10 protein-coding genes are annotated in these 14,272 nt (G+C 70.6%); 3 read left to right on the top strand and 7 right to left on the bottom strand.

The window, feature by feature from the left end; genetic code table 11:
• Position 1: 1 nt before the first annotated feature.
• Genes HD597_RS17955 through HD597_RS17945 form a run of 3 tightly spaced genes read left to right on the top strand, consistent with a single transcriptional unit; the run spans position 2 to position 3,409 of the window.
• A complete protein-coding gene (locus HD597_RS17955) occupies positions 2 to 886 on the top strand; it encodes a carbohydrate ABC transporter permease (protein ID WP_253743627.1) in 885 nt (294 codons plus the stop codon).
• Positions 873 to 1,754 (top strand): carbohydrate ABC transporter permease, encoded by an 882-nt coding sequence (locus tag HD597_RS17950; RefSeq protein WP_253743625.1) that lies wholly within the window; start codon positions 873 to 875, stop codon positions 1,752 to 1,754. The genes HD597_RS17955 and HD597_RS17950 overlap by 14 nt, the downstream gene beginning before the upstream one ends.
• Before the next feature lie 29 nt (positions 1,755 to 1,783).
• Positions 1,784 to 3,409: a GH39 family glycosyl hydrolase gene (locus HD597_RS17945; RefSeq protein ID WP_253743623.1), complete on the top strand. Its 1,626-nt coding sequence runs from the start codon at positions 1,784 to 1,786 to the stop codon at positions 3,407 to 3,409.
• Between the two features lie 54 nt (positions 3,410 to 3,463).
• Here HD597_RS17945 and HD597_RS17940 read toward each other — a convergent pair whose 3' ends face one another.
• From HD597_RS17940 to HD597_RS17910, 7 genes are read right to left on the bottom strand one after another with little or no spacing between them, the layout of a single operon-like run.
• On the bottom strand, positions 3,464 to 6,946 hold the full coding sequence (locus HD597_RS17940; protein WP_253743621.1) for a ThuA domain-containing protein: 3,483 nt from the start codon (positions 6,944 to 6,946) through the stop codon (positions 3,464 to 3,466).
• 42 nt (positions 6,947 to 6,988) lie between these two features.
• Positions 6,989 to 7,822 carry a sugar phosphate isomerase/epimerase family protein gene (locus tag HD597_RS17935; RefSeq protein WP_253743618.1) on the bottom strand — a complete coding sequence of 278 codons (834 nt, stop codon included), beginning with the start codon at positions 7,820 to 7,822 and terminating at the stop codon, positions 6,989 to 6,991.
• Positions 7,823 to 7,856: 34 nt separating this feature from the next.
• Positions 7,857 to 9,062, bottom strand: a complete 1,206-nt coding sequence (locus HD597_RS17930) for a substrate-binding domain-containing protein (protein WP_253743616.1) — start codon at positions 9,060 to 9,062, stop codon at positions 7,857 to 7,859.
• Positions 9,049 to 9,948: an ABC transporter permease gene (locus HD597_RS17925; protein ID WP_253759389.1), complete on the bottom strand. Its 900-nt coding sequence runs from the start codon at positions 9,946 to 9,948 to the stop codon at positions 9,049 to 9,051. The genes HD597_RS17930 and HD597_RS17925 overlap by 14 nt, the downstream gene beginning before the upstream one ends.
• A 53-nt stretch (positions 9,949 to 10,001) precedes the next feature.
• Positions 10,002 to 11,015: an ABC transporter permease gene (locus tag HD597_RS17920; protein ID WP_253743614.1), complete on the bottom strand. Its 1,014-nt coding sequence runs from the start codon at positions 11,013 to 11,015 to the stop codon at positions 10,002 to 10,004.
• A complete protein-coding gene (locus HD597_RS17915; protein WP_253759386.1) occupies positions 11,016 to 12,452 on the bottom strand; it encodes a sugar ABC transporter ATP-binding protein in 1,437 nt (478 codons plus the stop codon).
• Positions 12,453 to 12,511: 59 nt separating this feature from the next.
• Positions 12,512 to 14,263 (bottom strand): ThuA domain-containing protein, encoded by a 1,752-nt coding sequence (locus HD597_RS17910; protein ID WP_253743612.1) that lies wholly within the window; start codon positions 14,261 to 14,263, stop codon positions 12,512 to 12,514.
• Positions 14,264 to 14,272: the final 9 nt, after the last annotated feature.

Below are 14,272 nucleotides of genomic sequence, written 5' to 3'. Positions count from 1 at the left end.
GGTGGCGCCGACCCGCAAGCGCCGCAGATCATCGATCGGGCCGGTGTTCATCGCGCCCTTCGGCGCGCTGTTCGCGCTCGTCTTCATCGTGCCCATCCTGTACGCCGCCTACCTGAGCCTCTTCCAGGACAGGCTCGTCGGCGGCAACACGTTCGTCGGGCTCGCCAACTACGTCAAGCTGGTGCAGGATCCGCAGTTCTGGGACGGTGTGGGACGCGTCGTCTGGTTCACCCTCGTCCAGGTGCCGATCATGCTGTTCTTCGCCATGGCCCTGGCGCTGGCGCTGGACTCCATGCGCCTGCACGGCGCCAGGTTCCTGCGAGTGACGATCTTCCTTCCGTACGCGGTGCCGGCGATCGTGTCGACGCTCATGTGGGGATTCCTCCTGGGCGTCAAGTACGGCCTGTTCGGCAGCCTCAACCGGGCCCTGGGCACGAACCTCGACCCCTTCGCCCCCGGCACCACGCTCATCTCCATCGGGGTGATGGTGACGTGGGCGTTCACCGGGTTCAACATGCTCATCTTCTACGCCGCGCTCAAGGCGGTCCCGCGCGAGCTGTACGAGGCGGCGGCGATCGACGGGGCCGGAGAGTTCCAGATCGTCCGGGCGATCAAGCTGCCGGCCCTGCGCGGGTCGCTGGTCGTCACGATCATCTTCTCGATCATCGGCACGTTCCAGATGTTCAACGAGCCGCAGATCCTGCCGTCGATGGTGGCCAACAGCGGCGTCACCACCTTCTACACGCCCAACCTGTACGCCTACAACCTGGCGTTCACCGGGTCGCAGCAGGGTTACGCCGCGGCGCTCGCGCTCGTCATGGCGGCGATCACCATCGCCGTCGCCTACGCCGTCCAGATCAGAGGGCTGAGGAATGCAGATCAGTAGCCGCCGGCTCTCCACGGTGGAGAATCCCAGGAAGAGCACGACTCTCACCGTGATGACGGGGCTGTTCACTCTGTACTGCCTGCTGCCGCTCGGATGGCTGGTCGTCAACGCCACCAAGTCGCAGGCCGACTTCGTGTCGACGTTCGGGCTCGCGCCCGGCCGCGAGTTCGCCCTGTGGGACAACATCGTGCAGGTGTTCACCTACCAGGACGGGATCTTCTCGCGGTGGTTGCTCAACACCGTGCTCTACGTCGTCGTGGGCGCGACCGTGTCCACCTTCCTGGCCGCCCTCGGCGGGTACGCCCTGGCCAAGCTCGACTTCCGGGGCAAGCGGACGTTCCTCCTCGTGGTGCTGGGGTCGATCTCGGTCCCCGGCATCGCCCTGGCGATCCCGCAGTTCCTGCTGTTCGCGCACATCGGCATGACCAACACGCCGTGGGCGGTGCTCATCCCGTCCTTCATCAACCCGTTCGGGTTGTACCTGATGTGGGTGTTCACGGCCGAAGCGGTGCCGACGGGCCTGCTGGAGGCCGCGAAGATCGACGGCGCCGGGGAGTTCCGGACCTTCCTGCAGATCGCGCTGCCGCTCCTCGCGCCGGCCGGAGTGACGGTCCTGCTGTTCTCGTTCGTGTCGATCTGGAACAACTACTTCCTGCCGTTGATCATGCTGAAGGATCCCGCCTGGTACCCGTTGACCGTCGGCATCAACCAGTGGAACAAGCTGGGCTCGACGGCCGGGAACGGCGCCCTCATCCAGAATCTCGTGATCACGTCCGCACTGCTGACCATCGTCCCGTTGATCATCGCGTTCCTCGGCCTGCAGCGGTACTGGCAGTCGGGCCTGTCGCTGGGCGCCGTCAAGGGCTAGATGGCGCACCTGTCGAAAGAAGTGAGGCAATGAAGAGCAAGCCCCGGTTCCGGATCGACGGCGAGCTGCGTGAGGAGACCGCGCTGCCGCACGTCTGGAGCAGGTGCATCGGCGCCGGCCGGGCGAACGAGGCGCTGCGCGCGGACTGGCAGCGGCAGTTCGCCGAGGTGGCCGCCGCGACGGGGGTCGAGTACCTCCGCTTCCACGGCGTCTTCCACGACGACATGTTCGTCTACCGGGACGGTTACGGCGGCGGCTTCGGCCCGGACACTCCCCTCCCCTCCCCCGTGTACACCTTCAGCTACGTCGACAAGGTCTTCGACTTCCTCCTGGACCTCGGCGTCCGGCCCTTCGTCGAGCTGGGCTTCATGCCGCGCGCGCTGGCCACGCGGACCGAGACCGTGTTCTGGTGGGGTGCTCACTGCAGCCCGCCCAACGACATGGCGCGCTGGGTCGAGCTGGTCACCAGAACGGTCGAGCACTGGATCGACCGGTACGGGTCCGACGAGGTGCGGCAGTGGCGCTTCGAGGTGTGGAACGAGCCGAACCTCGTCCCCTACTTCTGGACCGGCACGAAGACCGAGTACTTCCAGCTCTACGAGCACACCGTGCGGGCGATCAAGGCGATCGACCCCGCCCTGAAGGTCGGCGGGCCGGCCACGAGCGTCTTCGTGCCCGACGACCGCTACAGGGGCGAGACCGAGGACCGCTCCGCGGCGCTCGCGACGGCCGCCGCGACCGACGTGGACGCGCTCGACTGGCGCCCGGTCTGGATCGAGGACTTCATCGCCTGGTGCGCCGAGCGCGCCCTGCCGATCGACTTCGTCTCGGCCCACCTCTACCCCACCGACTTCGCCTACGGCGCCGACGGCGAGGCCGTGCACATCACCCGGTACGCCGACGCCACGTACGACGACCTGACCCTCCTGCGCAAGCTCGTGCGGAACAGCCCGTACCCCGAGGCGGAGATCCACATCACCGAGTGGTCGACGTCGCCGTCGGCCCGCGACTTCATCCACGACACGCCGTTCGCGGCGACCTCCATCACCCGGTCGTACCTGAAGTGCGCGGCTCTGGCCGACTCCATCTCCTACTGGACGTTCACGGACGTGTTCGAGGAGGGCGGCGCCGGGATCGGGCCGTTCCACGGCGGGTTCGGGCTGGTGAACGAGGGCGGCATCCACAAGCCCACGTTCCACGCGTTCACCATGCTGGGCCGGCTCGGCGATCGGCTGCTCCTCTCGACGCCCGACGGGGTCGTCACCCGCGACAGCCGGACGTCGGCCGTGTCGGCGGTGTTCTTCAACTACCCCGAGGACATGGCGATGAAGGGCGTCGCCGCGCGCGGCTCCTACCCGGCGGCCCGCGCGCTGGCCGAGGTGGGGCCGGGCCGGCGCGTCCGCCACTCGATCGGCGGCCTGCGGCCCGGCGGCACGTTCCTCGTCGAGATCCTGGACTGGGAGCACGGCAACGCCGCCGAGGCGTGGTACCGGCTCGGATCACCCCTCAACCTGTCCCGGGCCGAGCACGACCATCTCAGCGGGGTCGCCGACTCGCTCCTGCGGTACACGCTGACCGTGCCCGACGACGGCGTGCTCGACCTGGACGTCGAACTCGCCCCCTGGGCGGTGATGTCCCTGACGCAGGCGTCCTGACCAACGGCGCGGGCCGTCGTCCGGGAATGCCGGGCGACGGCCCGCGACCGGGGGTCAGGTACGGGTCCAGCGCTGGTTGGCGCCGCCGTTGCACGTCCAGATGGTCAGCCTGGTGCCGTTGGCGGTGGCGTTGCCGGGCACGTCCAGGCACTTGTTCGCGCCCACGGCGGTGACGCTGCCGTCACTGTTGAGGCGCCACTTCTGGTTGTTCTGGCCGTTGCAGTCCCAGATGATCACCGCGGTGCCGTCGGCGGTGCCGGCGCCGTTCACGTCCAGGCACTTGCCGCCGTACACCCGCAGCTCACCTGCGCCGGTCGTGGTCCACTGCTGGCCGGCCTGGCCGTTGCAGTCCCAGATCTGCGCCTGCGTGCCGTTGGCCTGCGAGGCGCTGTCCAGGCACCGGCCCGACCCCGCTCCCCGCAGTGCGCCCGTGTCGCCGGGGGGCGAGCCGTCGTCCCGCCCGACGCCCCTGCCGTTGAAGGTGATGGAGTCCAGGTCGAACGCGTTCGCGGACGGCGCCTTGAACACGACGTGCAGGGTGCGCGTGCCGCCGGGGTCGGTCACCCGCACCGCGGGCAGCGACACGTAGGTGTTCCAGCTCCCGGTCGCCGGCACGGTGCTGGTGGCGAGAAGGGGCCCGGCCGGCGAGTCGGCGCGCAGTTCGATGGAGGCGCCGGTGGCGGACGGCGCCGAGACGCGGAAGGACACCGTGTCGATGCCGGACAGGCTGATCGGGGTGAAGGAGATCCAGTCGCCGGCGGAGATGTCGCCGATGCGCCTGCCGCCCTCGGCTCCGGACTCGTCGACCACCCGGATCCCGGACGAGCCGGTGTAGTGCTCGGCCTGCTTGTGCTTCGGCTGCAGGGTGATGCCGGCGGAGCCCTTCAGTCCGCCCCGGTCGGTGTAGTCGGCGGACAGGACGTAGTAGACGTTGGACGCCTCGTCGTGGCCGGAGGCAGTGGTTGTGACCGTCCCGGTGCATCCGGTGTACTGGCCGGTGTCGTGGGCGTGCTGGTCGTGGCCGAGCGCGGTGATCACGTTGACCTTGGCACAGTCGGCGGCGCCGTCCTCGGCGTCGGTGACGTCCACCGTGTAGTCCACCTCGTCGCCGAAGTCGATGAACCCGCCGTCGGGCGGAGCCGGGAAGGCCACGTCGGGACGGGTGTTGCCGACGACGACGGGCACCGTGACGCTGCCCGTCTTCCCGCCCGCGTCCCGCACGGTCAGCCTGGCGGTGTAGGTGCCGTTGGCCTGGTAGGTGTGGGAGGGGTTGGCGCTGGTGGAGGTCGCGCCGTCACCGAACTCCCAGGCGTAGGTGATCGCGTCGCCGTCGGGGTCGGCCGAGCCGGCCGAGGAGAATGACACCGTCAGCGGCGCCGCGCCCGAGTCGGGGTCGGCGCTCGCCCTGGCCAGGGGTGCGCGGTTCCCTGCCACGTAGTCGATGCGGTAGATGCTGTCGTCGGTGTTGGCGTGGCCGAAGCCGTTGCCCCAGTCGGCCATGTACAGGGCGCCGTCCGGGCCGAACTTCATGTCGATCGGCGCCCGCGGGGCGAGCTGGGCCACGAAGGGGCTGATCTTCAGGAGGTCGCCCGAGGAGTCGAGGCGGAACTCCTTGACGAAGTTGCGGCTCCATTCGTAGAAGAACGGCGTGCCGTCGAAGTACGCGGGGAACTTCCGGTCCGAGCCGCCGGCCGCGTCGTAGCGGTAGAAGGGGCCGCCCATCGGAGCGGCGCCGCCGCAGCAGTTGATCTCGGGGAACTCGGCCGAGGCGTGGTAGTTGTACCAGACGGTCGCCGGCTTGGCGGCGGGCAGGCTGGTCAGGCCGGTGTTGTTGGGCGAGTTGTTGACCGGCGCCGAGCAGTTGAACTTCGCGCCGGAGGTGTTGGTGGCGAAGTTGTAGTCGTTGAACGGAAGGTTGTTGCCGACGCAGTACGGCCAGCCGTAGAAGCCCGGCTCCTTGATGAGGTTCCATTCGACGGTTCCCTCGGGGCCCCGGCCGGCGTTCGCGGAGCCCGCGTCGGGGCCGTAGTCGCCGACCGAGATCCAGCCCGTCGTCCTGTCCACCGAGAAGCGGAACGGGTTGCGGAAGCCCATCGCGTAGATTTCCGGCCGGGTCCTGGCGGTGCCGGGCGCGAACAGGTTGCCGGACGGGATCGTGTAGGTGCCGTCGGGCTCGGGGTGGATGCGCAGGATCTTGCCGCGCAGGTCGTTGGTGTTGGCCGAGGAGCGCTGGGCGTCGTAGTGCTCGCGGCCCTGCCGCTCGTCGATGGGGGTGTACCCGCTGGAGCCGTTGGGGTTGGTGTCGTCCCCGGGGCCGATGTAGAGGTTGCCGTTCGGGCCGAAGGCGAGGTAGCCGCCGGTGTGTCCTGGCTCGTCCACGTTGCGGTACGCCGGCACCTCGATGATCTTCTTCTCGCTGGACAGGTCGAGGCTGGTGCCGTTGAAGGTGAGCCTGGACACCCGGTTCACCTCGCCTCCGCCGGCCGGCGAGTAGTTGAGGTAGATCCAGCCGTTGGTGGCGAAGTTCGGGTCCAGAGCCAGGCCGATGCCGCCGTCCTCGCCGCCGTCGTACACCGGCAGGGTGGCGATGACGCGCGTGGCGCCGCCGCCCGCGGGGATCAGGTTCACCTTGCCGGAGCGGGAGATGTAGAAGACCCTGCCGTCGGCCGCCACGTCCAGCTCCATCGGCTGGTCCGGCGCGCCGTCGAGAGTGACCTTCTGGAAGCGGCTCGCGACCGTGCCGCCGCAGTCGCCCGCCGCCGCGCCCGCGGCCCACTGCACGGCGCCGAGCAGATGCTGCCTGAACAGCGGCTCGGAGTAGGAGGAGGCATTGTGGCCCATCGCGGTGGCCCACACGCGGGCGCCCTCCGGGTTGTGGCACCAGGAGATCGGATGGTCGGCGCCCATCTTGTTCGGGCCCGCGTCATAGGTGGTCTCGTCCGCGGTCACCAGTACGTGCACCGAGCCGCGCATGTTCCTGTCGAAGTTGTACCACTCCTCCGTCCGCGCCCACCGGTCGGGCAGCCCCTTCGTGGAGGGGTGCGCGTCGTCGGCCACCTTGGCGGTGCCCTGGAGGATCGAGGAGTGGGCGGTCATGTGCGCCCCGGCCAGGACGACCTGGTCCCACCAGGGGAACTGCGACTCGATGTTCATGTCGGTGGCGTTGTGCACGGCGACGACCCCGCGCCCGCCGCGCACGTAGGACTGGAAGGCCTGGCGCTGGGTGTCGTTGTCCCAGACCATGCCGCTGGTCTGGAACATGATCACGGCGTCGTAGCTGCTCATGGCCGCGCTCGTGAAGACGCTGGAGTCCTCGCTGCGGTCGACCTGGAAGTTGTTGTCGGCCGCCAGTTGCTGGAACATCGTGACGCCGGCGGAGATGGAGTCGTGCCGGTAGGCGCCGCTCGCCGTCTCGGTGAACAGCAGCACCTTGAACTGCGGCGCGGCGGCGTGCGCGGCCAGCGGCGACAGCGACAGCGACAGCAGCAGCCCTGACAAGGCTGCGGCCAGGGCGCTCAACAGGCGTGATCTTCGCATGAGGGATCTCCTGAGGGGGTTGCCGGCAACGATGCGGAACTTTCAGAGGGTGCGCAGGTAGGCGAGACCGTCCACGGCGAGGGCGTCCTGGCTCTGCGCGAGCGGCCGCCAGATGGAGGCCGCGGTGGCGATGGCCCGGTTGTGCGCGGTGAACGACTCGATGACGAGCGGGCCTTCGTAGCCGGTGTCACGCAGGGCGGTGGTGAAGCCGGGCCAGTCGAAGCGGTCGGCCCCGGGCGTGCCGCGGTCGGTGCCGCACACCTGCACGTGCGCGATCCGGCCGGCCGCGGTCCGCACCGCCCGGGCGGGGTCCTTCTCCTCGATGTTCAGGTGGTAGACGTCCAGGGCCAGGTGGCAGTCGCCGGGCAGCGCGTCGAGCGCCTGCTCGACGGTGTTGAGCAGGCTGGTCTCGTACCGGTTGAGCGGCTCGACCGCGAGCTGCACCCCGCGCCCGGCGGCGTGGTCCAGGACGGGCCGCAGGTTGGCGCGCAGCTCGGCGTAGGCCGCCTGGCGTTCGTCCGGCGAGAGCCGCCACGTCCGGCCGACGGAGGCGTACGCCGGGCCCGCGATCACCGGGGAGCCGACGGTCACCGCCACGTCGACACAGTGCCGCAGGTAGTCCTGAGTGTCGCGGACGGTCTCCGGGGAGGCGGCCACGAGCTCGCGTCCCGGCGGCATGACCAGCACCACGGACGCGGCCAGCCCGTGCTCGGCCAGCACCGCCGCGGCCTTGTCCGGGTTCCAGTCGCCGGGCCGCTCGACGGGCAGCTCGATGACGTCGAAGCCCCATCCGGCGACGAGGGGCGCGAGCCGCGCGAGGTCGTCGTCGGTCAGCGGGGAGACCCAGACCCAGGTGTTCACTCCGATGGATGACATGGGGTCCCTCTTCCTCGTCGGTGCGGGAGGCCGGTCAGCTCTTCCTGCCGCCCCAGGTCTCCGGGAAGCCGGGCAGGTCCTCGCACCCGCACAGCGCGTAGTGCAGCGGCGGCATGTTGGGCTTGAGGTAGGACGAGAGGTTTTCGGCGGTGACCTTGGGCTGCGGCAGGTTCCACGTCTCGGGCACCTGCTCGCCCTTGAGGATCTTCAGGGCGGCGATGACCGGGGTGCGCCACTGGTAGGTCGGGTACGTGGGCGCGACGGCGATGAGGTTGCCGTCCTTCCATTTCTGCAGGAAGTCCTGCTGGTCCTCGCCGTTGATCGGCGGCACCGGCAGGCCGGCGTCCTCGAAGGCCTCGATCGCGGCGACCGCCGTGGCGCCCGCGTCCATCCAGACGCCGTCGATCGTGCCGTGCCGCTGGAGGTAGTCGCTGACGATGCTCTTGGTCTTGGCGGCGTCGCCGTCGGTGAACTCCACCCCGACGACCTGGACCCGGCTGCGGTCGAAGACGACCTTCGCCGCCGACCAGCGGGTCTCCAGCACGTCCACGCCGGGCAGGATGCGCAGCGCCAGCACCTTGCCGCCGGCGGGCACCTTCCCTGCCAGGAACTCGGCGGCGTCGGCTCCGAAGGCGTAGCCGCCGATGGGCTTGATGAAGGTCACCGGGCAGTCGGTCTCCACGCCCCGGTCGAAGACGATGACCGGCACCTTCCCGCAGGCGGCCGTCACGGCGGGGGTGAGCGTGGCTGTGGTGTTCGGCGAGACGATCAGGGCGTCGCAGCCCTTGGCCTGCAGCTCGGCGATGTCGGAGATCTGCTTGTCGTCCTTGCCCTCGGCGTCCAGCGCGGTGAACTTCGCGATCTCCTCGTGCAGGCCGACCTCGGCCTGCATCGTCTTCCAGCCGACCTGGCGCCAGGGGTTGTTGACCGCCGCGTTGGAGAAGCACAGGTGGTACGGTCCGTCCTTCCTGTACCGCGCCGTGTCGATCATCTTGGGGGCGATGGCCTGCTCCCACGGTTTGCCCGAGGGGCCCTGCGGGGTCTGGGAGCGCATGGCGAGCTGGGCGTCGAAGTCCGCCTGGACGAAGAACTTCGACTGCGCGCCCGTTCCGGAGCGTGGGGCGCTGGAGGCGGGCGCGGCGGGCGGGGACGTGGCCGCCGGCTTGTCGGTGGTGCAGCCGGCGGCCACGAGCGCGATGATCGCGGTGAGCACGGCGGCCACGGTCTTACGACGCGGCATGAACGTCTCCTCTTCGGGGGGTGGGCTTGCGGAGAAGGGGAAGCCGGAGGGCTCCCGCCGCGACCGCGGCGATGATGATGACGCCCTGCACGGTGAACTCCAGCGCTCCGGAGATCCCGTACAGGTTGAGCAGGGTGAACAGCGCCTCCAGCGTGACGGCCCCGGCCATGGCGGCCAGCGCGGAGCCGCGCCCGCCGCCGAGCGCCACGCCGCCGAGCACGACCGCGGTGATGGCGGAGAACTCCAGGCCCTGGCCCACCTGGGCCGAGACCCCGGCGAAGCCGCCGAGCAGGATCGCCGCCACGGCCGCGGACAGGCCGGAGAGCATGAAGGCGAAGATCTTGACCCGGTCGACCCGGACCCCGGACAGCGCGGCGGCCCTCTCGTTGTCGCCGGTGGCCATGAGGGTCCTGCCGAAGTCGGCGCGCATGAGCCGGATCGCCGCCCCGCCGGCGGCCAGCAGGATCAGCACCGACCATGGCACCGCCCCGAGGCCACCCCGCCCGAACATCCTGAAGCCCTCCGACAGCGCGCCGCGTGGCGCGCCGCCGGTCCAGAGGAAGACGGCCCCGCTGAGGACGAGCAGCATCCCGAGCGTCACGATGAACGACGGCACTCGCAGCTTGGTGGTGACCAGGCCGTTGACCAGCCCGACGAGCGGCCCGGCGAGGATCAGCAGGGCGAGGACGGGCCACGTGGCGGACTCGTCGCCGTCGATGAGCCGGGCGGCGATCACCACCTCGGCCGTCACCAGCGAGCCGACCGACAGGTCGAACTCGCCGGCGACGATGACGAAGTACTGCCCCGCGGCGAGGATCACCAGCGGCGCTGCCCGTTTGAGGAACGTCAGGAACCCGGCCGGCTCCAGGAAGAAGGGGTTGGCCATCGCGATGGCGACCAGCAGCACCACGAGGACCGCGAGGATGGGGAGAGCCCTTTTCACGGCGTCCGCCTTGTCTTGCGCCGCGCGTAGACGGCCACCGCGACGACGATGACCACGCCACGGACCACGTCCTTGACGAAGGAGTCGACCTCGAGCTGGTTGAACAGGGTGTCCAGGACGGCCAGCAGCAGGACCCCGCCCACGGTGCCGGCGACGCCGCCCTTCCCGCCGGCCAGCGCGGTCCCGCCGAGCACGACCGCGGCGATGGACTCCAGGTCGTAGCCGCCGTCGGTGCCCACCGTCGGCGCTCCCGCCCCGAGCCGGGAGGCCAGCAGCAGCCCCGCGACGCCGGCGCAGAGCGAGCAGAGCACGTGGGTGAGCACGATGACCCGCCCCGTGCGGATGCCGGACAGCCGGGCGACCTCCGCGTTCCCGCCCACCGCGTAGATCCGGTGGCCCAGCCGCGTCCTGCTCAGCAGGAACCAGGCCGCGACGGCCACACCCGCCCAGAGCAGGGCGGAGACGGGCACCGGCCCGATGCGGGAGTAGCCGAGGAGCTGGAACGACTCGGGCACCCTGCCCGCGGGGCCGTCGTACAGGTGGTCGACGACCCCCTTGATGATCATGGCGACGCCCAGCGTGGCGATGAAGGCGTGCACCTGGAGCCGGGTGATGACCAGCCCGTTGACCAGGCCCACCAGCGCGCTGACGGCCAGCACGGCGGCGACCGCCGGCCCGATGCTCCCCTCCCCGCCCGCCATGATCTCCGCCGCGACCAGCGAGGACAGGCTGATCAGGTAGGCCACGGACAGGTCGAGCGAGCCGGCCAGGATCGCCAGCGTCTGCCCGACCGCCACGATGCCGAGGGCGGCCGAACGCTGCTGGATCCCGACGACGCTGTCCAGGGTGAGGAACTGGCCGCCGTCCAGCGCGACGAGCACCCAGCCGGCCGCGACCAGGCCGAGCAGGGCGAGGTAGACCACCTGCGCGGGTTCGCGCAGACGCGCCGCCAGGCCGCCGTGCGCCCGGCCGCGCCGGGCCGGACGGCGGGTGCGCGTGAGCAGGTCCATTCAGGCCACCCCTCCCGCGGCCAGGCGCATGATGGCCTCCTCCGAAGGCTCGGCGGGCAGCGTGCCCGCCACGCGGCCGTCGCGCAGGACGACGACCCGGTCACTCAGGCCGATGAGCTCGGGCAGCTCTGAGGAGATCATCATGATGGCCATGCCGCCGTCGGCCAGCTCGCGCATCAGATCGTGGATCGCGGCCTTGGCCCCGACGTCCACGCCCCTGGTCGGCTCGTCGAAGAGCAGCACGCGCGGCGCCACCGCCATCCACTTGACCAGCACGACCTTCTGCTGGTTGCCGCCGGACAGGTAGCGGACCTCCTGGTCCTGCCGGGCGGGCGCCAGGCGCACCCGTTCCAGCAGCTCGCGCACGCCGTCCCGGGTCCTGCCCCGGCCACCGGCCGCGCGGGCGACGAGCAGGGCGTTGTCGCGCACGGACTGGCGCAGCGCGAGCCCTTCCGCCTTGCGGTCCTCGGTCACGAGCCCGATGCCCAGCCGCACGCCCTCCCGCACGGAGCGCGGCCGCGCCGGGACCATCTCGCCCGTGGTGAACGGCTCCGCCCCGAAGATGGCCTTGGCCAGTGCCGACCTGCCGGAGCCCTGCAGCCCCGCGATGCCGACGATCTCCCCGGCGCGCAGGTCCAGGTCGATGTCCCGGAGCTTGTGGTTGCCGGCCCCGCGCAGGCTGAGCCGCACCTCGCCGGCGCCCGCGGAGCGGGGCGGGAAGCAGGCCCCGAGGTCGCGGCCCACCATCAGGCGGATCAGCTCGTCGGGGGTCACCTCGCCGATCGGGCGCGTGGTGACCCGCGCGCCGTCCTTGAGGACGGTGACCCGGTCGGCCAGGCCGAACACCTCGCGTAGTCGGTGGGAGATGTACACGACGGCGACGCCGCGTTCCCGCAGCCGGCCGATCAGCCGGTGGAGCAGCTCCACCTCGTGCTCGGCCAGCGCCGCGCTGGGCTCGTCCATGACGACGAGCCGCGCGTCCACCGACAGCGCCTTGACGATCTCGACGATCTGCTGCTGGGCCACCGACAGGCGCCTGACGGCATCGCGCGGGCCGAAGGGCTCCTCGCCCAGCTCGCCGAGGAGCCGGGCGGTCGCCTCCTCCATGGCGGCCCGGTCGACCAGGCCGCGCCGGACGGGCTCGCGCCCGAGGAACACGTTCTGCGCGACGGTGCGCTCGGGCAGCAGGTTGAACTCCTGATGGATGATCGCGATGCCGACCCGCTGCGCCTCCAGCGGGTGGCCGAAGGAGACGGGCCGGCCGTCGAGCTCGATCGTGCCCTCGTCCGGCGCGTGCACCCCACAGATGATCTTCATCAGGGTGGACTTGCCGGCGCCGTTCTCACCCACCACGGCGTGGACCTCACCGGCCGTCACCGCGAGGTCCACTCCGGACAACACCCGCACGCCGAGGAAGCTCTTGCCGATGCCGCGCATGCTCAGCACCTGAACCGCCTTCTGGAGGTGACTTTCAACGGCGCGGGCTCCCGCCTGGCTCAGCCACGGGTCCACCGCTGGTTCGCGCCGCCGTTGCAGGTCCAGATGCGAGCCCTGGTGCCGTTGGCGGTGCCTCCCGCCTCCAGGCACTTGTTCGCCCCCACGGCGGTGACGGTGCCGTCGCCGTTCAGGCGCCACTTCTGGTTGTTCTGGCCGTTGCAGCTCCAGATGATCACGTTGGTGCCGTCGGCGGTGGCGGCGCCGTTCACGTCCAGGCACTTGCCGCCGTAGACGCGCAGCTCGGTGGCGCTGGTGGCGGTCCACTGCTGGTTGGCCTGGCCGTTGCAGTCCCAGAGCTGCGCCGCGGCTCCGTTGGCCTGCGAGGCGCCGCTGACGTCGAGGCACCGGCCCGAGGCCACGCCCTTGAGCGGCCCCGTGCCGCCGGGCGTGCCGGTCGACTCCTTGATCCGGACGTTGCGGAAGGACACCACGTCGCCGGACCCGTGGTTCTGGATGCCGATGTACCCCTGCTGGAGCGAGCGGGCCGGGTCGGTGTTGGTGAAGTCGTTGATCCTGCTGCCGTTCAGGAACACCTGCAGCCGCTCGCCCTCCACCAGCAGCTCGTAGGTGTTCCACTGGCCCGGCGGGTTGAGCGCGGCGTCGCGGGCGGCGAGGTCGGCGGACTTGACGCCGTAGATCGCCCCGGTGGTCCTGTCCGCGGTGTCGGTCGCGTCGATCTGCACCTCGTAGCCGGTGCTGAGCGCCGCATTGGGATCGCTGGTGGCAGGGAAGCCGACGATCACACCGGAGTTGGAGTCGCCGGTCAGCCTCCAGTCGAGCTTGAGCGAGTAGGAGCGGAACTCCTTGGCGGAGTACCACAACATGCCCATGCCGCCCTGGGACGTCAGCGTGGCGTCGCCGTTGGCGAACGACCCCGGCCCCGCCTGGGACCAGCCCGTCGTCGAGCCGTTGTACAGCGTCGTGTACCCGGTCTCCGGGCGGCAGTCGGCGTTGACGGCCCCGGCCGTGTACCGGATGCCGCCCAGCAGCAGCGAGCGGAAGTTGGGGTCGGCGTACGACTCCTGGGTGTGCCCCAGCCCCGTGTAGAACGCGCGGCCCGCGGCCTGCGGGTGGCACCAGGTGATCGGGTGGTCGCCCATGTTCCCGCCGCTGTAACTGCCCTCGTCCAGGTTCTGCAGCACCCGGACGTTCGGGCGGGGGTTGGTGCGGTAGTTGTACCACTCGTCGGAACGCGACCAGGTCGCCCCCAGGTGGGCGGTCGCGGCGTGCGCCCGGTTCTCGGTCCGCACGGAGGCCTGCTGGATCGCCGGGTGGTTGTTGAAATAGGCCCCCATCAGCTGCCCGTAGTAGGACCAGTTGTACTCGGTGTCCGCGGCCGAGTGCACGCCCACGTAGCCGCCGCCGCCGTCCACGTAGGCCTGGAAGGCGGCCTGCTGGCTGTCGTTCAGCACGTCACCGGTCGTGCTCAGGAACACCACCGCCTTGTACTGGGCCAGGTTGGCCGTGGTGAAGGCGCTGGAGTCCTCGGTGGCGTCCACCGCGAAGTCGTTGGCGGTGCCCAGGTCGCGGACGGCCTGGATGCCGGCGGGGATCGAGTCGTGCCGGAACCCGGCCGTCTTGGAGAACACCAGCACCTTGAAGGCTGCGGCCTGGGCAGGGAGGGCGGGGATCATCACGGCGGGGATCATCACGGTGGTGACCGCGATCGCCGCCAGTGTCGCCACCAGGCGCCGCGGCCGAGAGGTCCTGCGGTCGATTCCTGGCGCGGCTGGGGTCGGATGTCGGAGCATGGGGTGTCC

Source organism: Nonomuraea thailandensis (genome assembly GCF_024172165.1).
Lineage (GTDB): Bacteria > Actinomycetota > Actinomycetes > Streptosporangiales > Streptosporangiaceae > Nonomuraea > Nonomuraea thailandensis.
Note: the sequence above shows the minus strand (reverse complement) of the source record. Positions and strands in the feature narration are given on the sequence as shown.

What these genes read in the sequence shown, in the direction of transcription:
- HD597_RS17950 (WP_253743625.1), top strand. Translation starts at nt 873, where the DNA reads ATGCAGATCAGTAGCCGCCGGCTCTCCACGGTGGAGAATCCCAGGAAG.
- HD597_RS17945 (WP_253743623.1), top strand. Translation starts at nt 1,784, where the DNA reads ATGAAGAGCAAGCCCCGGTTCCGGATCGACGGCGAGCTGCGTGAGGAG.
- HD597_RS17940 (WP_253743621.1), bottom strand. Translation starts at nt 6,946, where the DNA reads ATGCGAAGATCACGCCTGTTGAGCGCCCTGGCCGCAGCCTTGTCAGGG.
- HD597_RS17935 (WP_253743618.1), bottom strand. Translation starts at nt 7,822, where the DNA reads ATGTCATCCATCGGAGTGAACACCTGGGTCTGGGTCTCCCCGCTGACC.
- HD597_RS17930 (WP_253743616.1), bottom strand. Translation starts at nt 9,062, where the DNA reads ATGCCGCGTCGTAAGACCGTGGCCGCCGTGCTCACCGCGATCATCGCG.
- HD597_RS17925 (WP_253759389.1), bottom strand. Translation starts at nt 9,948, where the DNA reads ATGGCCAACCCCTTCTTCCTGGAGCCGGCCGGGTTCCTGACGTTCCTC.
- HD597_RS17920 (WP_253743614.1), bottom strand. Translation starts at nt 11,015, where the DNA reads ATGGACCTGCTCACGCGCACCCGCCGTCCGGCCCGGCGCGGCCGGGCG.
- HD597_RS17915 (WP_253759386.1), bottom strand. Translation starts at nt 12,452, where the DNA reads ATGCGCGGCATCGGCAAGAGCTTCCTCGGCGTGCGGGTGTTGTCCGGA.
- HD597_RS17910 (WP_253743612.1), bottom strand. Translation starts at nt 14,263, where the DNA reads ATGCTCCGACATCCGACCCCAGCCGCGCCAGGAATCGACCGCAGGACC.